23 protein-coding genes and 1 pseudogene are annotated in these 21,662 nt (G+C 69.7%); 7 read left to right on the forward strand and 17 right to left on the reverse strand.

Going from position 1 to position 21,662, the window contains the following annotated elements:
- The 3 genes from AC07FA_RS31160 to AC07FA_RS31170 all read right to left on the reverse strand — a co-directional run.
- The coding region (locus tag AC07FA_RS31160) for an ABC transporter ATP-binding protein (protein WP_479079678.1) at positions 1 to 479 on the reverse strand (479 nt) is incomplete at its 3' end.
- Positions 480 to 554: 75 nt separating this feature from the next.
- Positions 555 to 1,400: a DUF4097 family beta strand repeat-containing protein gene (locus AC07FA_RS31165; RefSeq protein ID WP_479079679.1), complete on the reverse strand. Its 846-nt coding sequence runs from the start codon at positions 1,398 to 1,400 to the stop codon at positions 555 to 557.
- 89 nt (positions 1,401 to 1,489) lie between these two features.
- A complete protein-coding gene (locus tag AC07FA_RS31170; protein ID WP_479079680.1) occupies positions 1,490 to 2,005 on the reverse strand; it encodes a hypothetical protein in 516 nt (171 codons plus the stop codon).
- A gap of 352 nt (positions 2,006 to 2,357) precedes the next feature.
- Here AC07FA_RS31170 and AC07FA_RS31175 point away from each other — a divergent pair, with 352 nt between their 5' ends.
- The 3 genes from AC07FA_RS31175 (at position 2,358) to AC07FA_RS31185 (ending at position 5,332) form a co-directional block, all read left to right on the forward strand.
- A complete protein-coding gene (locus tag AC07FA_RS31175) occupies positions 2,358 to 3,107 on the forward strand; it encodes a dienelactone hydrolase family protein (protein WP_479079681.1) in 750 nt (249 codons plus the stop codon).
- Positions 3,108 to 3,184: 77 nt separating this feature from the next.
- Positions 3,185 to 4,249, forward strand: a complete 1,065-nt coding sequence (locus tag AC07FA_RS31180) for a right-handed parallel beta-helix repeat-containing protein (RefSeq protein ID WP_479079682.1) — start codon at positions 3,185 to 3,187, stop codon at positions 4,247 to 4,249.
- A 54-nt stretch (positions 4,250 to 4,303) separates the two neighbouring features.
- Entirely contained in the window at positions 4,304 to 5,332 is a 1,029-nt protein-coding gene (locus AC07FA_RS31185) for a methyltransferase (RefSeq protein WP_479079683.1), read from the forward strand.
- Positions 5,333 to 5,419: 87 nt separating this feature from the next.
- On the opposite strand, the gene AC07FA_RS31190 is transcribed toward AC07FA_RS31185, so the two are convergent.
- The 7 genes from AC07FA_RS31190 to AC07FA_RS31220 all read right to left on the reverse strand — a co-directional run bounded on the left by AC07FA_RS31190 (position 5,420) and on the right by AC07FA_RS31220 (position 10,725).
- On the reverse strand, positions 5,420 to 5,752 hold the full coding sequence (locus AC07FA_RS31190; protein ID WP_479079684.1) for a TcmI family type II polyketide cyclase: 333 nt from the start codon (positions 5,750 to 5,752) through the stop codon (positions 5,420 to 5,422).
- 24 nt (positions 5,753 to 5,776) lie between these two features.
- The gene (locus AC07FA_RS31195) at positions 5,777 to 6,256 is read right to left on the reverse strand and encodes an SRPBCC family protein (RefSeq protein ID WP_479079685.1); all 480 of its coding nucleotides are present in this window, start codon (positions 6,254 to 6,256) and stop codon (positions 5,777 to 5,779) included.
- A gap of 1 nt (position 6,257) precedes the next feature.
- A complete protein-coding gene (locus tag AC07FA_RS31200; RefSeq protein WP_479079686.1) occupies positions 6,258 to 6,518 on the reverse strand; it encodes an acyl carrier protein in 261 nt (86 codons plus the stop codon).
- 24 nt (positions 6,519 to 6,542) lie between these two features.
- On the reverse strand, positions 6,543 to 7,790 hold the full coding sequence (locus AC07FA_RS31205; protein WP_479079687.1) for a ketosynthase chain-length factor: 1,248 nt from the start codon (positions 7,788 to 7,790) through the stop codon (positions 6,543 to 6,545).
- The gene (locus AC07FA_RS31210) at positions 7,787 to 9,055 is read right to left on the reverse strand and encodes a beta-ketoacyl-[acyl-carrier-protein] synthase family protein (protein WP_479079688.1); all 1,269 of its coding nucleotides are present in this window, start codon (positions 9,053 to 9,055) and stop codon (positions 7,787 to 7,789) included. The genes AC07FA_RS31205 and AC07FA_RS31210 overlap by 4 nt, the downstream gene beginning before the upstream one ends.
- Positions 9,052 to 9,534, reverse strand: coding sequence for a cupin domain-containing protein (locus tag AC07FA_RS31215; protein ID WP_479079689.1), 483 nt, complete (start codon positions 9,532 to 9,534; stop codon positions 9,052 to 9,054). Before AC07FA_RS31215 ends, AC07FA_RS31210 begins: the two co-directional genes overlap by 4 nt.
- A gap of 66 nt (positions 9,535 to 9,600) precedes the next feature.
- Complete coding sequence (locus AC07FA_RS31220; protein ID WP_479079690.1) at positions 9,601 to 10,725, reverse strand: SchA/CurD-like domain-containing protein; 1,125 nt, start codon at positions 10,723 to 10,725, stop codon at positions 9,601 to 9,603.
- Between the two features lie 231 nt (positions 10,726 to 10,956).
- Here AC07FA_RS31220 and AC07FA_RS31225 point away from each other — a divergent pair, with 231 nt between their 5' ends.
- Complete coding sequence (locus tag AC07FA_RS31225) at positions 10,957 to 12,615, forward strand: FAD-dependent oxidoreductase (RefSeq protein WP_479079691.1); 1,659 nt, start codon at positions 10,957 to 10,959, stop codon at positions 12,613 to 12,615.
- Between the two features lie 144 nt (positions 12,616 to 12,759).
- Here AC07FA_RS31225 and AC07FA_RS31230 read toward each other — a convergent pair whose 3' ends face one another.
- The 3 genes from AC07FA_RS31230 to AC07FA_RS31240 form a co-directional block, all read right to left on the reverse strand.
- Positions 12,760 to 14,019 (reverse strand): MFS transporter, encoded by a 1,260-nt coding sequence (locus AC07FA_RS31230; protein ID WP_479079692.1) that lies wholly within the window; start codon positions 14,017 to 14,019, stop codon positions 12,760 to 12,762.
- Positions 14,020 to 14,054: 35 nt separating this feature from the next.
- Positions 14,055 to 14,579 carry a cyclophilin-like fold protein gene (locus tag AC07FA_RS31235; RefSeq protein WP_479079770.1) on the reverse strand — a complete coding sequence of 175 codons (525 nt, stop codon included), beginning with the start codon at positions 14,577 to 14,579 and terminating at the stop codon, positions 14,055 to 14,057.
- A 112-nt stretch (positions 14,580 to 14,691) separates the two neighbouring features.
- The gene (locus AC07FA_RS31240; protein ID WP_479079693.1) at positions 14,692 to 15,708 is read right to left on the reverse strand and encodes a zinc-dependent alcohol dehydrogenase family protein; all 1,017 of its coding nucleotides are present in this window, start codon (positions 15,706 to 15,708) and stop codon (positions 14,692 to 14,694) included.
- A 255-nt stretch (positions 15,709 to 15,963) separates the two neighbouring features.
- On the opposite strand from AC07FA_RS31240, the gene AC07FA_RS31245 reads away from it, so the two are divergent.
- Together AC07FA_RS31245 and AC07FA_RS31250 are read left to right on the forward strand one after the other, a co-directional pair.
- Positions 15,964 to 16,872 (forward strand): helix-turn-helix transcriptional regulator, encoded by a 909-nt coding sequence (locus AC07FA_RS31245; RefSeq protein ID WP_479079694.1) that lies wholly within the window; start codon positions 15,964 to 15,966, stop codon positions 16,870 to 16,872.
- 558 nt (positions 16,873 to 17,430) lie between these two features.
- On the forward strand, positions 17,431 to 17,994 hold the full coding sequence (locus AC07FA_RS31250; protein ID WP_479079695.1) for a hypothetical protein: 564 nt from the start codon (positions 17,431 to 17,433) through the stop codon (positions 17,992 to 17,994).
- 164 nt (positions 17,995 to 18,158) lie between these two features.
- Here AC07FA_RS31250 and AC07FA_RS31255 read toward each other — a convergent pair whose 3' ends face one another.
- Entirely contained in the window at positions 18,159 to 18,707 is a 549-nt protein-coding gene (locus tag AC07FA_RS31255; protein ID WP_479079696.1) for a hypothetical protein, read from the reverse strand.
- Positions 18,708 to 18,895: 188 nt separating this feature from the next.
- Positions 18,896 to 19,036 (reverse strand): hypothetical protein, encoded by a 141-nt coding sequence (locus AC07FA_RS31260; protein WP_479079697.1) that lies wholly within the window; start codon positions 19,034 to 19,036, stop codon positions 18,896 to 18,898.
- Between the two features lie 732 nt (positions 19,037 to 19,768).
- On the opposite strand from AC07FA_RS31260, the pseudogene AC07FA_RS31265 reads away from it, so the two are divergent.
- A pseudogene (locus tag AC07FA_RS31265) lies at positions 19,769 to 20,154 on the forward strand (transposase); the annotation flags it as partial.
- Between the two features lie 22 nt (positions 20,155 to 20,176).
- Here the strand turns inward: AC07FA_RS31265 and AC07FA_RS31270 are convergent.
- On the reverse strand, positions 20,177 to 20,800 hold the full coding sequence (locus AC07FA_RS31270; RefSeq protein ID WP_479079698.1) for a histidine phosphatase family protein: 624 nt from the start codon (positions 20,798 to 20,800) through the stop codon (positions 20,177 to 20,179).
- Between the two features lie 140 nt (positions 20,801 to 20,940).
- Positions 20,941 to 21,447, reverse strand: coding sequence for a DinB family protein (locus tag AC07FA_RS31275; RefSeq protein WP_479079699.1), 507 nt, complete (start codon positions 21,445 to 21,447; stop codon positions 20,941 to 20,943).
- Positions 21,448 to 21,662: the final 215 nt, after the last annotated feature.

A 21,662-nucleotide genomic window follows, 5' to 3' on the forward strand; every position in this document is an offset into this window, starting at 1 on the left:
GCGATGTCCAGGCGGCGCTTCATGCCGCCGGAGTAGGTGGAGGCGGGCTTCTTCGCGGCCTCCACCAGGTCGAAGCGCTCCAGGAGTTCGGCTGCCACCCGCCGTCCCTCGCTGCGCGAGAGGTGGTGCAGGTCCGCCATCAGGAGCATGTTCTCCTCACCGGTGATCAGACCGTCCACCGCGGAGAACTGGCCGGTGACACCGATCGCGGCACGCACCGCCTGCGGGTCGGCGGCCAGGTCGTGACCGCCGATGTGGATGTCACCGGAGCCGGCGTCTGCGGTGATCAGGGTGGAGAGGATGTTCACGGCGGTGGTCTTGCCGGCGCCGTTCGGCCCGAGCAGAGCGAACACGGACCCCGCCGGGATACACAGATCGATCCCGTCGAGGACGAGTTTGTCGCCGTAGGACTTGCGCATCCCGATGGCGGAGACGGCGGCCGGCGGCTCCTGGCCGTTTCCGCTCCTGGATGTGGGCATGACAGATGAAGGCATGGGGCCCTCCCGATCGAAGGCTGGAGTGGAGTGGCTGGAAGTGGAGCGGAAGGTGGGGGCTCAGGCGCGGGCGCGGCGCACGTCGATGTTGCCCCAGCGGGTCCGGGCGCGGACCTCGACGGTGTCCTCGGACTTCACCGGGCTCTCGGACGCGGTCAGCGTGTTACGTACCTGCCCGCGACCTGAGCTGACGTCGAGCCAGGCGGCGGTGCCCTCACGGATGCCGACCTCGATGGCGCCGTAGTTGGTCTCCAGGTGGACGGTGCCGCAGGCGACTTCGGCGACGCGCAGCGTGCCGTGGGCGGTGGTGGCGGTGACCGAGCTCTCGGCGCGCTCGATGGTGATGTCGCCGTTGGCACCGCTCACTCGCAGGTCGCCGGTCGCGGCGCCGACGGTCGTGGCGCCGTGCGAGTTCTTCAGTACGGCGGTGCCGTCGACGATGCCGACGCGCAGACTGCCGGAGCTGGTGGTGATCTCGGCGGGACCCTCGACCCGGTCGACGGTGATCGAGCCGTGGGACGCGGTCAGCTGGAGCGGCCCGGTCGTGTCGAGGCGGACGTCACCGGACGAGGTCTTCACGCGGACCTCGCCGAGTCGGCCGTCGCCGACCACCTGGGCCCAGGCACCGGTCATTTCGACGCGCGAGCCCGTGGGCAGTTCGACCGTCACGTCGACGGTGCCGGTGGGCCCGACGAGGTAGCGCGACTTGGGCGTCCTGACAGCCAGGACGCCCTTCGCGTACGTGACCTCGGTCTGCTCGGCGGCCCGCACATCCTTGTCCTTCTTCGGGTCGCGGGGTCGCACCTCGACGACCGTGTCGGCGCGGTCGGCCGCGGCGAAGTGGATGGACCCGGCGTCCACGTGGGCGTTGACCGAGATCGGCTGGGGAGTGTCGAAAGAAGGCATGGCTGTCCCGTCCTCTTGGGTCCTCTTGGGTGTTCGTGGCGTCCCGCTGGTGGGACGTGGTGGGGGCGACGTCGTATCCGCGGGGCCGGTCAGTGCACCCAGCCCGTGAAGTTCTGGCCGACGGTCGTGGTCTTCTGGGGGGTACGGGGGGTGGCGGCGCCCGTGTCGACCGCGGCCGAGACGACGCGTACGAGCCATGCGTTGACCGACAGGCCCTCGCCGGCCGCCGCCTCCTCGGCGCGGGTCTTGAGGTGGGCGGGCAGACGCAGATTGACGCGGGCGGTGCCGCCCTCGTCCGTGTCGGCGGGAGCCGGGGCCGGTGCGGGCGCCGACGTGCCGAGCGATGCGGACCGGTCCTCGTACTGCGGCAGCACCACAACGAAATCGGGGTCGAGACCCCGCAGTCGTACGTCGACCGAGCCGGGGGCGAGTTCACGCGTGATCTCGTCCATGGCGGCGGACAGCACATGGAGCAGGGTCAGGCGGGTGGCCGACTCCAGCGGCGCGGTGAGCCGCGCGGCGAGCTCGCGAGCTTCGTCACCCCCGGCTTCGGCGGCGACCGCCAGTTCCCTGTGGAGCTTTTCGACGTACGGCGTGAGGTCCATGACGCAATAGTGGCACCACTATGGCGCCACTGGCAAGCACAATGGCGCAACACGTGACGCCATCGAGAGGCTCAAGGTGTCTTCGGAATGAATCTCCACAGGTCAGAGACATATGAGCCTGTGGCACCAATGTGCCGCAGGGTGGCACCGCGCGGGGTCAGCGGGCCCCTCACGACCAGGAACTGTTCCTCGGGGTCGAGGAATCGATGGACAGCCGTTGCCGCTGAGGCCGATCATGATCGGGCCGACCTGGAGATCCTCTACGTCCGTAGCGGCCATCGCCGGGTGATCTCCGGTCGGCCTCACCACTGACAGAGGCCGCGCACCGGCACCGGCCCACGAAAGGTAGATCTTGCCCACCAAGACACTGCACGTTCCCACCGCCGACGGCCAGGCCGATGCCTTCGCCGCGTTCCCCGACCGTGGCGGGCGGCACCCGGGAGTGCTGCTGTACCCGGACGCCTTCGGCCTGCGGCCCGTACTGCGGGAGATGGCCCGCGAACTGGCCGAGCACGGGTATTACGTGCTCGTCCCCAACCTCTACTACCGGCACGGTCCTGCGCCGGTGATCGAACTTCCCGAGCACATCGGTGCGGAGATCCGGCCCGCGGTCTTCGCCCAGCTGATGCCCTTGATCCAGGAGCACACCACCGAACGCGCCCTGCGCGACGCCGATGCCTACCTCCGGTTCCTCACCACCCAGCCCGAGGTCGGCGCCGGACCGGTCGCCGCGATCGGCTACTGCATGGGCGCCGTCCTGGCGATGCGCACCGCCGCGGCCCACCCCGGCCAAGTCGCCGCCGTCGCCGGATTCCACCCCAGCCCCCTGGTCACCGACGCGCCCGACAGCCCGCACCGCCTCGTCCCGGAACTCACCGCCGAAGTCCACGTCGGCCTCGCCGAGAACGACATGAGTGCCGAGGACCTCAAGGAGCTCGACAAGGCCCTGGATGCCGCAGGTGTCGGCTACACCACCGAGGTCTACCCCGGAACCCTCCACGGCTTCACCATGTCCGACACCGAAGCCTTCGACCCCTCCGCGCTGCGGCGCCACTGGGACCGTCTGCTCCCCCTCCTCGACCGCACCCTGACCGACGGCTGACGCTCACCGGGCGACCAGGCCGCCCACCCGGGTGATCAGCGGTGGCAGGCCGGAACACCCGCTCATAGCCTCGGCATATGACCAAACGACAGATCGCCCACCTGGCATGCACCGTGGCCGTCGTGGCCTCGGGGCTGGGTGCGGCCGCCCCGACATCCAGCCATTCGACGGTTCACGGGGTGAAGCCCGGCGAATCGATCCAGAAGGCCGTGGACGCCGCGAAGCCCGGCGACACCATCGTGCTCTCCCCCGGCACCTACCGCGAGAGCGTCCGCATCACCACCCCGAACCTGACGCTCCGGGGATCGAGCGTCTTCTCCACCGTCATCGTGCCCGGTGAGGCCGCTGCCGGCGGCGCGTGCGCCAAGGACGGCCACGGCATCTGCGTGACCGGGACGAAGAGCCGTCCCGTCGAGCGCGTCACCATCCGCTCGCTGACCCTCAGGGGCTTCACCCAGGACGGCCTGTCGGCGACCTGGACGGACCAGCTGAGGGTCCAGCGGGTGACCGCCGAGAAGAACGGCAGGTGGGGCATCGCCCAGCAGAGGTCCGTGCGCAGTGTGCTCAGCCACAACACCGCCCGGAGCAACGGCGACGCCGGGCTGTTCGTGGCCAACACCGTCGAGGAGGAAGAAGGGGCCTCGGACGCCAAGGGGACGGTGATCAGCCACAACCGGCTGTCCGACAACCGGATCGGCGTCACGGTGAGGCGCCTGCGGAACCTGACCGTCGACCACAACGAGGCGACCGGGAACTGCGCCGCGGTGTTCGTGGTCGGCGACGAGTCCACACCGCGCGCCGGAGCGATGAGCCTGCGCGGGAACCACATCCACGCCAACAACAAGCACTGCCCGAAGACCCCCCGCCTCCCCTTCCTCCAGGGCTCGGGAATCGTCCTCACCGGCGCCGAGCAGACGCTGGTGGCGGACAACAGGGTCGTGGACAACGTGGGCACCTCCCCGCTGTCGGGCGGCATCGTGCTGTTCAAGAGCTTCGTGGGTGCCGTCAACGAGCGGAACGAGATCCGCGACAACGTGGTGCTGCGCAACGGCAATGCCGATCTGGCCAACCGGGACACGGGTAAGGGCAACACCTTCCACGGCAACACGTGCGGGGTCTCGGAGCCCGCCGGACTGTGCTGACCGGCCTGCTCCCCCTCCCTCTCCCGCGGCACGACAGCAAAGGCAGGTCAGCAGATGACGACGGTTGATCCCGCTCCCCCGCCGCCCATGCGGCTGAGGGAGCTCGTTTTCGGGGCGGCGTGCGCCGCCGCCGTACGCGCGGCCGCCCGCCTCGGCGTGGCGGACGCCCTGGACGACACACCCATGGCCGTGGAGGACCTGGCGGCGGCGGTGAAGACCCAGCCGCAGACCCTGCGACGACTGCTGCGCGCACTGTCCTGCCAGGGCGTCTTCGCTGAGCAGCCCGACGGCTCCTTCACGCACACGGAGATGTCCCGGCTGCTGCGCGAGGACGATCCGCACAGCCTGCGGTACATCGCGCTGTGGTGCACCGAACCGTGGACGTGGGAGGTCTGGCCGAAGCTCGACGAGGCGGTGCGCTCCGGCCACAACGTCTTCGAGGACGTGTACGGCAAGGAGTTCTTCCCGTACCTCAACGAAGACGCACCCGAGTCCGCGTACGTGTTCAACCGCGCCATGACGACCTCGAGCGAGCAGTCCGCGCGGGACGTCGCCGACCTGCTCGACCTGCAAGGCGTCTCCTCGGTCGCGGACATCGGGGGCGGTCAGGGGCGCGTCCTGGCGAGTCTGCTGGAGAAGCACCCCGGCCTGAACGGCACGCTGATGGACCTGCCGGGAGTCGTGGAGAACGCCGATCCGCGCCTGCGGGCAGGGGGTTCGCTGGCCTCCCGGGCCCGTGTCGTGGCCGGGGACTGCCGCGAGGACATCCCGGTCCACGCGGACGTGTACGTCATCAAGAACATCCTGGAGTGGGACGACGACAGCACCCGCAGGGCGCTGGCCAACGTCCGGAAGGCGGCGCGTCCCGGTGCCCGCGTCGTCGTGATCGAGAACCTCGTGGACGACACCCCCTCGATGAGATTCACGACAGCCATGGACCTGCTGTTGCTCCTCAATGTCGGTGGTGCGAAGCACACCCGGCAGAGCATGGTCGAGCGGCTGACGGACGCGGGTCTGGTCATCGGCGAGGTCCGCCCGGTCAACGCGTACCTCCATGCCTTCGAGTGCACCGTGCCCGCCTGATCAGGAGAACGAGGAAGCAAGCCGGAGGCCGCCGGCTCCGCGTCTGTCGCGGAGCCGGCGGCCTCTGGGTTCTCTGCCGCGTTCGGTTCAGGAACCGGCGTCCCGCTCCCAGGTGTAGAAGCAGTGCGCCATGGCGTCCTTGGGGCTGCGCCACGTCGTCGGGTCGTACGCGCTGACGTACGCCGACAGCTTCTCGCTGGCGCTCCGGAACTCGGGGTGCCCGGTCAGCTTCGCGATGGCGGGTGCCGGGTCCTGCTCGGCCTCGATGAGGTGCAGATAGACGTCGCCGAACTGGAAGAGGCTGCGCCTGGTGACGCCGACCAGGTGCGGGAGTTCGCCGCGGTCGGACGCGGTGAACACGTCGGCGATCGCGGGGGCCGAATCGGGCGCCATGCGGGCGACGATCAGGGCGTTGTGCATCGAGTGTCCTTCCTGGGTGTGCGGTCAGCCCGGCATGACGGGTGCGTGCCGGCGCTCGCGGGCGACCTGCTCGATACGGTCCCGGATGAGGGCCATCTGCGTGCGGGAGTTGCGGTTGATGTTGTCCGTCATCCAGTCGTCGTCGACCGGAGCGTCGGGCTTCATCGCGAAGTCCTGCACCCAGCGCATCTGTACGCCGCCCGGCATCTCCTCGTACTCCCACCGGATGTTCATGTGCGCGAAGGGTCCGGTCTCGACGCGGTGGGCGTGGACGGTCCGCTTCTCGCGGTCCACGGTGCGCTCGGAGACCCAGCTCCAGACCTTCCCGGACTCGTCCGGCAGCATGGTCAGGCGGAAGGTCGTCGCGTCGCCCTCGCGGGAGAGCACCTCGACTGAGGCGTACTCGCTGAAGAGCTGGGGCCAGTTCTCGATGTCGTTGGTGATGTCCCAGACGAGGTCGAGAGGAGCGTCGACGGTGATGCTGTTGTCGGTGTGTCCGGACACGTCAGACTCCCGTCTTGAGGGTGCTGTTGACGAGGCCGATGAACTCGCCGGGTGTCTTGCAGCGCTCCGCGTCGGTGGGCATCGGGCGGCCGTACCGGTTCTCCAGCTCGCCGACGATGCCCAGCAGGCCGAGCGAGTCGAGCCCGATGGTGCCGAAGGGTGCGTCCGGCGCCTTTTCGAGCTCCCGGGGGTCGACGGTGACTCCGGCCGCCCGCTTCATCAGCGCGGCCAGTTCGTCGTAGGACAGTTCCGTGGTGATCATGCGTGTTCTCCTTTCCGCCCGGTCCTACCGGGCGGAGTCGCCGCCGCGGCGCACTACCAGCGCCGCGTTGGATCCCATGAGTCCCCTGCTGAGGACGAGGGCTGTGCGCAGCTCGGCGGGCCGAGCCCGAGACATCACCAGATCGAGGTCGTGGCAGATGTCGAAAACATTGGGGGTGGGAGGCACGAGGCCGTGTTCCAGCGCGAACACCGCGGCCGCGGTGTCCAGCACGGGTGCCCCGCAGTAGGCCCGGCCGATCCCGGTCTTGGGCGCGGTGACGGGGACGCGGGTACCGTGCGCGCCGAGGGCGTCGGTGATCGCCAGCGCTTCGGCGCGGTCCGCCGCCGGTACGCCCAGGGCGTCGGCGAACACGACGTCGATCTCCTCCGGGGCGCAGTCCGCCTCGTCGAGAGCGCCCCGGATCGCGTGGGCGAGGCCCTCCCGGGACTCCTCCCAGCGCGAAGCTCCGGTGAACGTGGCGGCATGGCCGGCCAGGACGGCCCGGACGGCCGCCCCCCGGTCGAGGGCACGCGTCTCGTCCTCCACGACGAGCATGGCGCCGCCCTCCGCCGGGACGAAGCCGCAGGCTCCCTCGGTGAAGGGGCGGTAGGCGCGCTCGGGTTCCTCGACGACGCTGAGCTCGGGATATCCGAGCTGGCAGACGATCGAGTAGGGAGCGAGGGGGGCCTCGGCGGCGCCGACGACCATCGCGCCCGTTCCGCGCCGGACGGCACGGGCGGCGTGGGCAATGGCGTCCAGGCCGCCCGCCTCGTCGCTCGCGACCACTCCGCAGGGGCCCTTGAAGCCGCTCCGGATGGAGATCTGGCCGGTGCTGGCTGCGTAGAACCAGGCGATGGACTGGTACGGGCCGACGAACTTGGACCCCTGTCCCCACAGCTTCTGCAGCTCCCGCTGGCCGAACTCGCCGCCGCCCGACCCGGCGGCGACGACCACTCCGATGGAGTAGGGCTCCGCCGGGCTGTCCCGGCCGAAGCCGGCGTCGTCGAGGGCGAGTGAGGCCGCGGCCATGGCGAAGTGGCTGAACCGGTCGGTCTGGACGAGGAAGCGTTCCTCGATGAGGTCCGAGGCGTCGAAGCCCCGGACCTCACCCGCGACCCTGAGCGGCAGGTGCTCGCACCCCGCCCGGGTGATCCGGTCCAGGACACCGAGGCCTTCCCGGACGGACTTCCAGTACGCGTCGGCGCGCAATCCGTTGGGGGCGATCACACCGATCCCGGTGACGACCGCGCGCCGTGGACGCTGAGTGCTCATCGTGCCCTCCCGCCCGGCCCGCTCAGGAGCACCGCGGACTGGAAGCCGCCGAATCCGCTGCCGACGGAGAGCACGTTCCTCAGCTTCCGGGGGCGGGCGGTGCGCGGTACGTAGTCCAGGTCGCACTCGGGGTCGGGGGTCTCGTAGTTTGCAGTCGGAGGTACCACCTGGTGCGTCAGCGCGAGGACGCAGGCGACGACTTCGATCGCGCCGATCGCGCCGAGCGAGTGCCCCACCATGGATTTGATGGAGCTCATGGGCGTGGCGTAGGCGTGCGCGCCCAGCGACTGCTTCACGGCGGCGGTCTCGTGCCGGTCGTTCTGCCGGGTGCCCGAGCCGTGTGCGTTGACGTAGTCGATCAGCGTGGGGTCGAGCCGGGCCTGGTCGAGGGTGCTGTCGATCGCCCGGGCCATCTCCAGCCCTTCACCGGTCAGGCCGGTCATGTGGTACGCGTTGCCGTAGGTGGCGTAGCCGGTCATCTCGCAGTACACGTGCGCCCCGCGGGCTCGGGCGTGTTCGTACTCCTCCAGGACGAGGACCGCCGCGCCTTCGCCCATCACGAAACCGTTGCGGTCGTCGTCGAAGGGCCGGGAGGCGTGCTCGGGGTCGTCGTTGTCGGGTGACGTCGCCTTGATGGCGTCGAAGCAGGCCATGGTGATCGGTGTGATCGGCGAGTCCGACGCCCCGGCCAGGCAGACGTCCGCCCGGCCCTCCTCGATGGTGTGGAAGGCGTAGCCGATCGCGTCGAGACCGGAGGTGCAGCCGGTGGAGACGGTCTGCACCGGGCCGCGGGCGCCGAACCGTTCGGCCACGACCGAGGCGAGCGTGCTGGGCGAGAACGCCATGTGCAGTTTCGGCTCGGCCGTGCGGTGGTCCACGTCCCACCACTGCCCGCGCTCGCTGACCAGGACGTAGTCGTGTTCCAGTCGGGTGGTGCCGCCGACCGCGCTGCCCAGGGAGACCGCGACGCGCCAGGGGTCTTCCTTGTCGGTGTCGAGGCCGGAGTCGCGTACGGCTTCCCCGGCGGCGACCGTGGCGAACTGGATGTACCGGTCCGCGTGTTGGCACAGTTCCGGGTCCAGACCGTGCGCGAACGGGTCGAAGTCGCACTCGGCCGCGATGCGTGAGCGCAGGCCGGCCGGATCGAACAGGGTGATGCCACGGGTCGCGGTACGGCCGTTGGCGAGGAGGTCCCAGAACGCCGTCGCTCCGGTGCCGCCCGGAGCGACCACACCGATCCCGGTGATGGCCACTCGCCGGGTCACTCCATGGCCCCCATTCGCTCGGACGGCTGTCCGTGCTCCTGCGCGGACGCGGGCGGCCCGGTGGCGGCGAGCCCTGCGTCGTGCACGGCGTCGTCGGTGGCCTCCGTGTCGACGTGGCCGAGGCTCGGACGCGGGGCGAGCGGGCCCAGGTGGAAGACCATGCGGGCTTCCACGTCGCCGACGTTGCGGAAGCGGTGCCGCACGTCGATGGGGATCAGGAGCCCCTGATCGGGCCGGAGGGGGTACGTGTCGCCGTCCAGGTCCACTTCGAGCTCGCCCGAGACGACGTACACGAACTCCTCGGAGTACGGGTGGTAGTGCTCACCGATGCGCTCGCCGGGCTCAATGATGGCCAGGCCCATGAAGCCGCTGGTGGAACCCACGGTTGCCGGTGTGAGCATGGCCCGCAGGTCGCCTCCGCGCCTGCGGTTGGGTTCCGTCTCGCTCAGGTTCACGATGCGAGGACGCTGCTTGAGCATGGTTGATACCTCCGAGTGTGGCAGTGACGTGCGAGGGAACGGCTGCGGCCGGAGCCGCGGCACCCGTCAGGAACTCGCCGAGCTGCGGTCGGTGACAGGCAGCATGTCGGCGTGCGACAGGAGCCGGTTGATGTTGCGGTCCGCCTCCAGGGAGCCCTCGACGCCGATCGCGGCACCGTCGAGAAGACGCTCCAGCTCCGCGGCCTTCCCGGGGCCCTTGAGGCCGAGTGAGGCGACGGGGTCGAGGTCGAGGTCGCCCGTGATGTCGATGAGGCGCACCACGATGTCGTCGCGCTGGAAGACGGTGCTGCCGTACACCGGGCTTTTCGGGTCGTCCGCCGCGGCCTGGTCCTGATGGGCGAGCAGCCGCGCCAGCTCCATCCCGCAGCCTTCCTTCGCCGGGTAGTACAGAGCGTGACGCCGCAGGTCGGCCGGTGCCGGCCGGCCGGACACGATGTGCTGCACGGCCGGGAGCGCCGCCCTGGTGAAGAAGACACGCGCCGATTCGGGGTCGGTCAGGTCCCGGTCCTGCTCCAGGTACGGGTTGATGGCTTCCTCGACCGCTCGCACCTCGGGCTGGCGGGCGACGTGGCGCAGCGCCACGAGGAGGTCGCCCTCCACCTCCACGGCCCGCACGACGCGATTGCCGTGCATGAAGAGCGAGGTACGGCGCAGCCGTGTGTTCTCGTCGACCTGGGCCTGAGGTGACTCGTACCCGGCCAGGAGCTCCGCGACCTTCGATTCGGAGCCCGGCTTGACGGTGAAGGTCAGGGCGTGGCGTGCCACACCGTCGCCCACGCGGGCCGTCACCTGTTCACCCGTCGACGCCGGATCCGGCGTGAGCTGCTGACGCTGTCCGGTCTCCCGGAGGATGCTGTAACGCATCGACCGGGTGTCCCGGACACAGCTGTGCATCGGCCTGACTGTTTCGACGTGCTCCTCGCTGTTGACCCAGGCGAGGAACGGCGGAGCGCTCTCCCACTCGCTCGTGATGAGCCACTGCGAGGGGTTCTCGATGGACTGGCAGAGCTGGTCACTGATGTGACCGGGGACGGACGCGACGTGCTTGCGCATGAGTTCGTACGCGTCCAGGAACTGCTGCTGGGCTCCCTCGTACAGGTCGAGCAGCAGGATCACCCGCAGTTTGGAGCCGTCGAAGGCCGACTGTGAAATGCGTCCCGAGATGGTCACCCGGCGCACCTCTTCTCTGTTCATGGAGGGTCGGGAGGGACCGCCGTGCCCGAAAGGCCGGGGTCGTCATGTGCCGATCGTCGACGCGTTCCGCCTGTGCGCGCGAGTCCCACGGGGCGGACGAGTGAACCGCGCGTCATTCGGGTGCCCCGGCGCGCGAACCGTTCTTCGACGGGCATGAATCTGCATCTCACTCCTGACTCGCGTCGCAGGTGACGCTGGAGGCAAGCAATGAACCGATTCGAAGAGGCCGGCGAGGTCGGTCACCGCACACCCGTCCTCATCGTCGGCGGCTCTCTGGTGGGCCTGTCCGCATCACTGTTCCTGGGGCGCCTCGGCGTGCCTCACACACTTGTCGAGCGCCACTCGGGCACGTCGATCCATCCACGCGGGCGTGGCAACAACGTGCGCACGATGGAACTGTTCCGGGGCGCCGGTGTTCAGCCGCTCATCCAGGAGGCCGCGTCCGTCATGGCGCGGAACAACGGAATTCTGCAGACACCGAGCCTGGTGGGCGATGTCGGCGAGTGGCTGTTCAAGGAGATCGACCCAGGCGGCGGCCTCGCCCGCTTCACCCCCGCCGGATGGTGTCTGTGCAGCCAGAACGATCTCGAGCCGGTGCTGCTGAAGAGCGCTCGGGAACTGGGCGGGGATCTGCGGTTCTCGACGGAGCTGATGTCGTTCGAGCAGGACTCCGAGGGGGTGACCGCGCAGGTCAAGAGCCGCGACACGGGCGAACACACGACCATTCACGCGGACTACCTCGTCGCGGCGGACGGCCCGCGCAGCCCCATTCGCGAGCACCTCGGCATCGGGCAGAGCGGCCCGGGCGACCTGTTCCACAACGTGAGCATCACCTTCGTCTCCCGCGGCCTCGCCGACGTCGTCGGCGACCGGCGCTTCATCGTCTGCTACCTGACGAACCCCGAGGCCGACGGGGCGCTTCTGCCGGTCGACAACCTGGAGCGCTGGGTTTTCCACGCTCCCTGGCACCCCGAACAGGGCGAAACCCTGGAGGAGTTCACCGACGAGCGGTGCAGGGAACACATCCGGCGGGCCGTGGGAGTACCGGATCTCGATGTGGAGATCACGGGCAGAGCCCCCTGGCACGCCGCCGAGAGGGTCGCCGAACGGTACGCGGACGGCCGGGTGTTCCTCGCGGGCGACGCCGCCCACGAGATGTCGCCCACCGGGGCGTTCGGCTCCAACACCGGTATCCAGGACGCGCACAACCTCGCCTGGAAACTCGCCGCCGTACTGGGCGGATGGGCCGACCCCAGCCTGCTCACGTCGTACGACGCGGAGCGCCGGCCGGTCGCGGAGGCGACGAGCGCCCGCGCCTCGTCGCGTTCGGTCGAGCACAGCCACCCCGGTTACGCCCCCGGCCCCGGAGGCAGCGGCCCCGGGGGAAGGAAGGGTGGAATCCTCAACGTGGCACTGGGCTACCGCTATCCGCAGGGCGCGGTCCAGGGCGCCGACCGCGCGCTGCCGGTCGTACCCGACACGCTGTCGTTGACGGGTGAGCCCGGCAGCCGGGCCCCCCACATGTGGCTGAACCGCGCCGGTACCCGGGTCTCCACCCTCGATCTGTACGAGCGGTCCCTGGTGCTCCTGAGTTCCGGAGGCGGCGCCGGCGAGTGGCACACCGCGGCGACACGCGTCGCACAAGGGCTGTCGGTACCGCTCGACTCGTACCGCATCGGCGACGGGCCCGACGCGGACCTGTCCCCCGCGGGCGACACGGACTGGGCGGAGGTCCACGGCGTCACCGCGGACGGTGCGGTACTGGTGCGCCCCGACGGATTCGTCGCGTGGCGGTCCGAAGGAGCTTCGGCGGACCCCGGAGCGGCGCTGCGCAAGGTCCTCACGTCGATCCTGGGCCGGGGGTGACCCCTTCGTCGTCGCGCTGACGGGCACCAGCCGGAGGTGACCGCCTCGTCCCCTGACGGAGAGCGGTCGCCTCCGGCCGGCTCACGGCATCGGGGGCGAGTTCTCCCTTCGAGAGCTGAACGGTGGCTCGTGTCGGAGGAGATGTCAGCGGCGTGGTGGTGATGCCGGTGCGGAGGCGTCGTCCCGTATACGGGCGGCAGTGGTGCGCCGCGCGACGATCCGCGTGGGGCGGTGCGTGCCGCTGAGGGCGAGCGCGATCAGCGGGAGCAGGGTGAGCGTGGCGGAGACGGCGCCGACCAGGGCGGGTCCGGTCAGGCCGAGGGAGGAGTCCAGGGCCCGGCCGGCGAGGGCCGATCCGGCGGCGATGCCCGTGTTGTACGCGGAGGTGGTCAGCGCCGATGTGAGGGTGGGGGCGTCGCCGGCGAAGCGGACGGCCAGGGAGGTGACCACCGGGTTGACGGTGAATCCCGTCAGGGCCATGAGGAACACCAGGACGACGGCCGTGACAGGGCTGCTCGACAACGGGATCAGCAGGAAGAGGGTCAGGGCGGTGGCCGCCGCGGCGGTGACGGTGGTGGCCATGGGACGGCGGTCTCCGAGCCGGCCGCCGATGGCGGTGCCGCCGAGCGCGCCGATACCGAAGGCGATCAGCACCAGCGGGACCGCCCCGGCCGGGATGCCGGCACGACCGGTCAGCAGCGGGGTGATGTAGGTGTAGGCGGCCAGGACACCGCCCATGATCAATACGGCGGCGGCCAGGGCCAGCCAGAGCCGGCCCTGCCGCAGGGCACGGACCTCGGCCCGTACCGACACCTGGGCACGCTGCTCGGTCCGGGGGATGAACCGGCCGACGAACACGGCGGCCAGGCAGGCGAGGACGGCCAGGGCCCAGAACGGGCCGCGCCAGCCGGCCAGTTGGCCGGCGAGAGAGCCGATCGGCACTCCGACGACGTTGGCCAGGGTCAGGCCGCCCATCATGACGCCGACAGCCCGGGTGGCGTTGGCGGGACCCGCGGCGGCGGTGGCGATGACGAACCCGACGGCCCAGAACGCGCCGGTGGCCAGTGCGGTGACGGCGCGCGCGACGAGGACGACGGTGAAGGAGCCGCTGAGCGCCGCGACGACGTGTCCGAGGGCGAAGACCGCCAGGGCCAGGACCAAGGTCTTCCGCTGCGGCAGGCGCAGAGTGGCCAGCGCCATGGTCGGCCCGCCGACGATCATGCCGATGGCGAAGGCGGTGATCAGCAGGCCCGCCTGGGAGACGCTGACGCCGAGGTCACCGGCTATCTCCGGCAGCAGGCCGGCGATGACGAACTCGGTGGTGCCCATCAGGAACGTACCGGCGGCGAGGACCCACACGACGAGGGGCAGCTCGCCGTGGGTGGTCCCGGTCGGGGAGGACATACGTGTGCTTCTCTCCTTGAGGGTGGCCGGCGGGGTCAGGAGGCGGCTTCGATGGTGATCCGGTCGGCGCCGGCCATCCGGTCGGCGTCGGCGTTGATGTGGCCGAGGATAAGCAGGTCGGCGTCGGCGGAGTCGCCGTCGCGGTGGAAGAGGGCCAGGTTGCCCCAGGGCGCGTAATAGGCCAGGTCACCGGCCTTGGGCGCGGTCGGCTCGGGAGCGCCGGAGATGTCCAGCGCGCGGGGCAGATCGGCGATCCGCTCCGTCTGGTGGAAGTCCTCCAGGTCCAGGGCGAGCGGGAGCAGCTCGGCGAAGTCCCGGGCGGTGGGGCTGTCGTTCAAGGTGGCGTCGACGGGGCGGCCGTCGAGGGTGACGCGGATGTCCATGGCGGTGTTCCTGGCGGTGTCGGTCGGTGGGGTGGCTGCCAACGTCTCCTGCTGCCCGGAGGGCGCCGCGGAGGCGGACGGCGGGGCGTCCGGTGAGCCGTCGGCACAGGCGGTCACGGCCAGCAGCAGCGCGGCTGCCGGGGCGGCGCGGACCAGGGCACGGCGGGCGGCCCTCATGCCGGGGCCGGCCCCGAGGAGAGCGAATGTGGTCACGGTGTGTCCTTCGCGAGGGTGCCCTGGGGCCGGGCGGGCCGTGCGTGCCCGGCCCCGGCGTCCGAGCGTGGTGGGGTCAGGGCTTCAGGAGGGCCTTGATGGCGCGGCGCTCGTCCATCGCTTTGTAGCCCTCGGCGACCTGGTCCAGGGGCAGGGTGAGGTCGAAGACCTTTCCAGGGTTGATCCGGCCGGTCAGGACGCGGTCTATCAGGTCGGGCAGGTATCGGCGTACGGGGGCGGGGCCGCCGCGCAGGCCGACGTGGGAGAAGAACAGCTCCTGGCCGTCGATGGCGACCTCGTGGGGGACGCCGACGAAGCCGACGTTGCCACCGGGCCGGGCCGAGTGCAGGGCCTGCTGCATGGCCTGGGCGGTACCCACGCACTCCAGCACGCTGTCGGCGCCGATCCCGCCGGTGAGGTCCTTGATACGGGCGACGCCGTCCTCACCGCGCTCGGTGACGATGTCGGTGGCGCCGAACTCACGGGCGAGCTTCTGCCGGGGCTCGTGGCGGCTCATCGCGATGATCCGCTCCGCGCCCATCTCCTTCGCCGCGATCACCGCGCAGAGGCCGACGGCGCCGTCGCCGACGACGACAGCAGTCGAACCGGGCCCGACCTCGGCCGCCTCGGCGGCCCACCAGCCGGTGCCCATCACGTCGGAGACGGCCAGCAGGCCGGGCCAGAACGCTTCCGCGGGCACCTCGTCGGTGGCGACCAGGGTGCCCTGGGCGTTGGGGATGCGTACGTAGTCGGCCTGGCAGGTGCTCATGAACTCACGGTTCAGGCAGTTGGACTGGAAGCCGTTGCGACAGTTCGCACACGTGTTGTCCGAGGTGGCGAACGAGCCGACGACGAACTGCCCCGGCTTGACCGAGGTGACCTCGCTGCCGGTCTCCTCCACGATGCCGACGTACTCGTGGCCCATCGGGTGCGCCTCACCGGTCGGCTCCAGGCCGCGGTAGGGCCACAGGTCCGAGCCGCACACACAGGTGACGGTGGTGCGGATGATCGCGTCGGTCGGCTTCAGGATCTTCGGGTCGTCGAGGGTCTCGAAGCGGATGTCTCCGGGGGCGTGGATCACTGCTCCGCGCATGAGGGGTTCCTTACGTGCCGAGGCGTCCGATGCGGGGCTGTTCCTACGGACGCCGAGTGCGATTGCCTGCCCGGGCGGGGAGAAACCTTCCGTCCACCTGCCCGGGGCCGGGCATCCCCTTCCCGCCGCTCCGGCAGCGGGGCGGGAGTGCCACGTCATCCAGGTAACCGGATATCCCTGCGGGCAGCGAGTCACCAGCAAGGGGTGTACTGGCAGTGCACCCCTGTCGCGCGGTTCGGGACGTACGGTCGGGGTGTGGACAACCATGAAGAAGTCCGCGAGTTTCTGACCTCGCGGCGAGCAAAGGTCACCCCGGAACGGGCCGGGCTGCCCACCGGCTCCCGGCGCCGCGTGCCGGGACTGCGCAGGAGCGAGGTCGCCGCCCTGGCCGACGTCAGCGTCGAGTACTACGCGAAACTCGAACGCGGCAACCTCGCCGGCGCCTCGCCCGCCGTCCTGGAGGCCGTCGCCCGCGCCCTGCAACTGGACGACGCCGAGCGCGCGCATCTGCTCAACCTGGCCCGGGCCGCCGACGGCTCCGACGCCCTGACCCGGCCCCGCCGTCGGCGTATCAAGGGCCGGTGGACGCCGCACCCCAGCCTGCAGTGGACCCTGGACGCGATCACCGCCGGACCGGCGTTCGTCCGCAACGGCCGCATGGACATCCTCGCCGCCAACCAGCTCGCCCGCGTCTTCTACGCAGATGTGTACGCCGCCCGCCACAACCAGGCGAACCTCGCCCGCTTCAACTTCCTCGACCCCGCCTCCCGCCGCTTCTACCCCGACTGGGACACCTTCGCCGACGTCGCTGTCGCCATCCTGCGCACCGAAGCCGGCCGCAACCCGCACGACAAGGAGCTGCACGACCTCGTCGGTGAACTGTCCACCCGCAGCGAAGAATTCCGCACCCGCTGGGGTGCTCACAACGTCCGCCATCACGGCACCGGCACCAAGCGGTTCCACCACTCGGCCGTCGGCGACCTCACCCTCGCCTTCGAGGGCCTGGACATGGCCGCGGAACCCGGGCTCACGCTCACCATCTACACCGCCGAGCCCGGCTCGCCCTCCGAGGAGGGCCTGCGCCTGCTCGCCTCCTGGGCCGCCACACAAGAAGCCGACCCACAAGAAGCCGGCACCGACACGGAACCGTCCACGGCAGGGTGACCACGGTCGACGCGTCAGCCGGATGGAGAAGTCGCCCACGGCCGAGGGACTGGCGGTCCGGGGCGAAGAAGCCGACCGGGCCGACGGCGACATCAAGGCCTGGCTGCAGCGCGTCGGCCTCGCTGTCTCCTGAACCAACCTGGGCGTTCCAGGGACGAGGCGAGCGAAGATGCGCACCACGTTCTCGACCGCGTGGTCACACATCTTCTGCACCGCGATGACGCTCTCGGCTCCGCGTACGCATCCGGTTCCTTGCTCCGACCCCCTGGCGCCGAGGGGCCCAAGGCCCGCCCAGGAGAGACCGCGACCCGCAAACCCATGGGCAGATCGTGCACCAGCTTTGTGCCTTCGCCGACGAGAGCACCGCGGCATTCGCCTTGCTGAAGCGTGAGCTCTCATGCGATCCCGAGCCCGGGCAGGTGGCCGAAGGGCGGCCTTGCCGGCTTCCGTAGGCGTATCCCGCCGGGGGTACATACGGCCCCCTACGGGGTACATTCCCGGGTCCGGTAGGGGACGCCCCCGATAGGCCGGAAACCTGCGGCCTGTGAGTCTGCCGATATGACCTCCAAACTCGCCGCCAAGCGCAGCCCCGCCCTCGTCGCTCCGCTCCTACTGGCGCTGTACGGCGTCCTGCGACTCGTCGACGGATTGGACGGGACTCACGGCCCCGGCCTGGCCTGGAACCTCGGACACACACTGTTCTTCATCGGCTTCGTACTCTTCGGCGTGGTATCCATCCGGCTACGACAACTCGTCCCCGCCCCCACCCTTCGCGCTCGTCTCGTCGCGAACGTGGCTGCGACCGCCGGCCTGTTCGGCGTCGCCTGCTTCCTCTGGGTGATCCTCGGTGACCTGTTCGCAGACCTGGATGCCGCGGCACCGTTGCCTGAACCGCTGGAGATGATCGGCCCGCTCGCGTTCCAGCTGGGCTTGCTCACCTTGCTGGTCATGCTGGTAGCTACCAGGCCGCGTCTGCTCCCTGCGTGGAGTCCGCTGCTGGTCCTTGCGGGCTTCGTTCTCTTCGCGGCCAACCTTGATCTGCTGCCGATAGGCGCCCTGCTCCTGATGGCCGGGCTGACTCCGGTGGCCCGCATACCCACGCCCGCCAGGTCCGAACAGTAAGGCAGTACCGCAAGGAAACCGGCCCGACAGAAGTGCCCGACGACTCAGAGGGGCCGGACTCGGGTGCTCTATGACGTCGAACCCGGACCGCCCCCATCGAAGTCGGACCGGTGAGGTGGTGTCGGAGTGTTCATGCTCCGATCAGAGTCTCGGCCGCGACACGGTCACTTCCAGACGGCGACCGTTTCGCTCTGGCTGCCCTTGACCCACGTCACGTCGGACGGCGCCGCACTGTCGCCCTGGTCGGTGAGGTAGATGGAGCAGGCTTCGTAACTCTCCCCAGTGGCTGCCTTGTTGAAGTCGGTGTAGGAGTGCTCGTCGGTGCACTTGTCGAACTTCGGCGCCTCGGACTGGCTGAGTTCGCCGTCCTCGCCGACGGTGGGAGACGGGAAGCCGGGCATGATGTTCAGCAGAGTGAGCCGCTCCCCGTCGGCCGCCACGTCGAAGTCGGGCCCCTTGACGGAGCCGTCCTTGGTCTTCGTGACGCGGTAGTGAAGGTAGTACGGCGTCCGCCCGGCGTACTCCGCGGCGTCTTCCAGCACGGCCAGGTCCTCGTCGCTCCCCGCATCCACTCGCAGCACCGTCACGTCGATGTCGTCACCAGTGGCCTTCTCCCCGTACCTGAGCTCCTGACCGGGTCCGGAGCAGGCGGTGAGAACGGCGGCGCAGACGGCGACGGCGAGCAGGAGGGCGAACTGCGGTCGGCTCTTCACGAATGGTTCCTCTCGGGGAAGGACTGCTTGCGGGTTTCTCCCAACGCCGATGAGGTGAAGGGAGACTGGAGATAAACGTCGGGTGATCTCCCGTACGCCGACCTCAGGCCGGTACGTGCGGAGCCCTTGCGGCGCTGCTCGGGGCCGGTTGTTGAAGGAGGAGACCTGCACGCTGTTGCCGCGGCGGGTCAGCTCAGTGAGCCGAACACATCGCGGGCGGCGCCAAACGGCGGCGTCCCCAGCTCCTCGCCGAGCCCACTGGTCGACCGGGAATCCTCCTTCTTCACGTCGTACGAGCCCTTCGCCCCGGATCTGACCGAGAGACGCACCGCCGACTCCAGAAACGGCTGGCTCCGGGGACGGACCGGGGAATCGGCTGCAGGGTCTCACTCACGTGGCAAGCCCTCTCACAACATCGCCAACCCTGTCCCAAGGCACTGCAAAGCCGATGAAATCCTGCTGAAGCAGCGGACTCTGTCGGCACTGGGGCCGTCCTGTCATGCCATCACGACGGGGACTAAGCCCGTGCCGGCTGTCGGCTCGACGGTGGAATCCGTAACGGTCAGGCCAGGGAACAGTTGGTGTCACGGGGCATCTTCGGCTCCGGCAAGGCGATCCCGAACGACACGATGCATCCGGGCAACCACCCAAGGATGATGGCGAGGTCGGTCACGGTGGCCGGATCGACTGGTCGATGGCGAGCGTCGCTTCAACCTCCTGCCGGGACCATCAGCACGCCACCGGGGCTCATAAGAACCCCCACGAGCGCCGTGAAAGACGCACTCCCCGGCAGCACCGCCCCGACGAGAGACAGGGTGGACAGCTCACCCCGGTCATGGAACGCATCCGCATCGTCCGCCGCAGTGGCGGACATCCGCGCATGCGGCCTGACCATCTCGGCGGCGACAAGGCACACTCCCCCGCCGCAACTGCACCGCTACCTGCACGAAGAGGCAGCAAGGGCGGCCGACCCGCAGGCTTCGACAAGGCGATCTGCGAGAGAAGGAGCGAAATCGAGCCAACGATCCGCGCGGTGAAGGACTCCCGGGCCGTGGCCACGCCAGGCAGGTGACGCACCTGCATTCGAGCAGGTCATGGCCCGCACCCGAGTGCCGCGCGTCGTCGGTAGGCCACGAACGACTCCGAACGTGGTCCTTGCGGACACGACGTACTCATCCCGCGCGATCCCCACCCACCTGCGCCGACGCGGGGTATGGGCAGTCATCCCGCAATCTGCGGACCAGATTGCAACCGAAAGAAGCGAGGCAGTGCAGAAGGCAGGCCACCGGCCTTCGACCGCGATGCCTACCGACAGCGCAACACTGTCGAGCGGTGCATCAACAAGCTCAAGCAGTGGCGTGGCCTCGACACCCGATACGACAAGGCCGCCACCATCTACCTCGCGGCTCTCCACGTCGCCGGAATTCATATCTGGTCCGCAAGGTGACCCGGAAGCGGGAGCTGAGATCTCAGATGCGGAGCTCCTGCGGGAAGCCGGTCCAGCGGAGTTCAGCGGGGAGATGGCCAGTGTCGTTGAAGAGGAGAACCGCCGGGGGACGGCCGGGCGCATAGCGGATGACGGTTAGCGCCGCGTTGGCGTGGTTGATGCCCATCCAGCGCCACTTCGGGGTATCGAGGGCGGCACGGAAGAGCCAGCCGACGAGGAAGTTGTGTGTGACGACAAGTTCGTGGCGCGGCTCGTCGCCGACGACGGGCCCGGTGAACTCCGCGAGCGCCGCCTCCGCAAGGCCGGGGCCTTGCTCGCGATCCTCGACTGGGAACTGGTGCAGGAAGCCCAGCATGGCATCGGCAGTCTCCGAAGGCAGTTCGTCGCGCGACGGAAGGTAGGGGATGTAGTCGCCGGCCGTAGCGGCGAGCTGCAGGGGGACGCCGTCGAGCTGTTCACCGACCAGCCGCGCGGTCTGTGCGGCACGAGAGAGCGGCCCGTGATGGATCGCCGTCAGAGGGACCCCACGCAGCCGCTCTCCGAGCAGGGCGGCCTGGCGGCGGCCGGCCTCCGTCAGCTCGCTCTCGTCCGACGTGGCCTCGCCGTGTCGAGTGAGGTACAGGTAGCGGGCGGCTGTGCGGGTCATGCGCGAGTCCTCCGTGGGAGTCGATCTTGCGGACTCCTGGAGTGACGCAGACGCGTGCAGGCCGGTTCCGCGGAGAGCTGGTATCCGTCATGAGGCGGCTTAACGCGTCGTGGACGCCGACAAGATCCAACAGACACGGCCTAGTCGCCGGTCGTGCCGTCGAGCATCTCGCGCAGGATGTCCAGGTGGCCATTGTGGCGGGCTGTCTCCTCGGTGAGGTGAAGGAGGATCCAGCGCAGATCGACGTGGAGGCCGTTGCGGACGGCTCGCTGGGCTTGGCTGTCCAGGCCGTTACCCGCGACCAGTTCGCGGTAGCGCGCGCTCTGTTCGGCGTATTCGTCGAGCAACTGCGTGAGCGGGAAGTCGACGGCGATACGCATCTCGCGGTCGGGGTCCTCGTCGGTCCAAGGGCCCCGGTCTTCCTCACCGAGGAAGACCACCTGGAACCAGTAGTACTCGACCCAGCGGAGGTGGTTGATCACTCCGCTCATGGTCATCAGCGGTGAGCCGGGCAGGAGCGCCTTGCGTGCGTTCTCTGCGGAGACGTCCTGGCACTTGGCGCGGGCGGTGTCACGTGTGTAGTCGAGAAACGTGGTGAGCTGAGTGCGCTCGTCCCACGCGGGAGGTGTGTCGTCGATTCTGTTCATCGCGCGAAGCGTCCCCGATTACCACGACCGGTGTCCAGGTATTTATCGACGGGACCTACCTGCACCACCTAGCCCTTTGTCCGGCGGCTCGCTTCAGCGAATCCGCCCCGTGGGCCGCCCGGCATGACCCGCCGGGCAGCCCTAGGACCTGTCCGGCGGATCATGCTGGACAGGCACCGGTCCGGGGAGCCGGGCGGCGCGAGTGGTGAACCGGG

The sequence above is a fragment of the Streptomyces sp. NPDC045968 genome (assembly GCF_056430475.1).

Coding starts and splice junctions, on each gene's coding strand:
- AC07FA_RS31165 (WP_479079679.1), bottom strand. CDS start 1,400: ATGCCTTCTTTCGACACTCCCCAGCCGATCTCGGTCAACGCCCACGTG.
- AC07FA_RS31170 (WP_479079680.1), bottom strand. CDS start 2,005: ATGGACCTCACGCCGTACGTCGAAAAGCTCCACAGGGAACTGGCGGTC.
- AC07FA_RS31180 (WP_479079682.1), top strand. CDS start 3,185: ATGACCAAACGACAGATCGCCCACCTGGCATGCACCGTGGCCGTCGTG.
- AC07FA_RS31185 (WP_479079683.1), top strand. CDS start 4,304: ATGACGACGGTTGATCCCGCTCCCCCGCCGCCCATGCGGCTGAGGGAG.
- AC07FA_RS31190 (WP_479079684.1), bottom strand. CDS start 5,752: ATGCACAACGCCCTGATCGTCGCCCGCATGGCGCCCGATTCGGCCCCC.
- AC07FA_RS31200 (WP_479079686.1), bottom strand. CDS start 6,518: ATGATCACCACGGAACTGTCCTACGACGAACTGGCCGCGCTGATGAAG.
- AC07FA_RS31205 (WP_479079687.1), bottom strand. CDS start 7,790: ATGAGCACTCAGCGTCCACGGCGCGCGGTCGTCACCGGGATCGGTGTG.
- AC07FA_RS31215 (WP_479079689.1), bottom strand. CDS start 9,534: ATGCTCAAGCAGCGTCCTCGCATCGTGAACCTGAGCGAGACGGAACCC.
- AC07FA_RS31225 (WP_479079691.1), top strand. CDS start 10,957: ATGAACCGATTCGAAGAGGCCGGCGAGGTCGGTCACCGCACACCCGTC.
- AC07FA_RS31230 (WP_479079692.1), bottom strand. CDS start 14,019: ATGTCCTCCCCGACCGGGACCACCCACGGCGAGCTGCCCCTCGTCGTG.
- AC07FA_RS31235 (WP_479079770.1), bottom strand. CDS start 14,579: ATGAGGGCCGCCCGCCGTGCCCTGGTCCGCGCCGCCCCGGCAGCCGCG.
- AC07FA_RS31240 (WP_479079693.1), bottom strand. CDS start 15,708: ATGCGCGGAGCAGTGATCCACGCCCCCGGAGACATCCGCTTCGAGACC.
- AC07FA_RS31250 (WP_479079695.1), top strand. CDS start 17,431: ATGACCTCCAAACTCGCCGCCAAGCGCAGCCCCGCCCTCGTCGCTCCG.
- AC07FA_RS31270 (WP_479079698.1), bottom strand. CDS start 20,800: ATGACCCGCACAGCCGCCCGCTACCTGTACCTCACTCGACACGGCGAG.
- AC07FA_RS31275 (WP_479079699.1), bottom strand. CDS start 21,447: ATGAACAGAATCGACGACACACCTCCCGCGTGGGACGAGCGCACTCAG.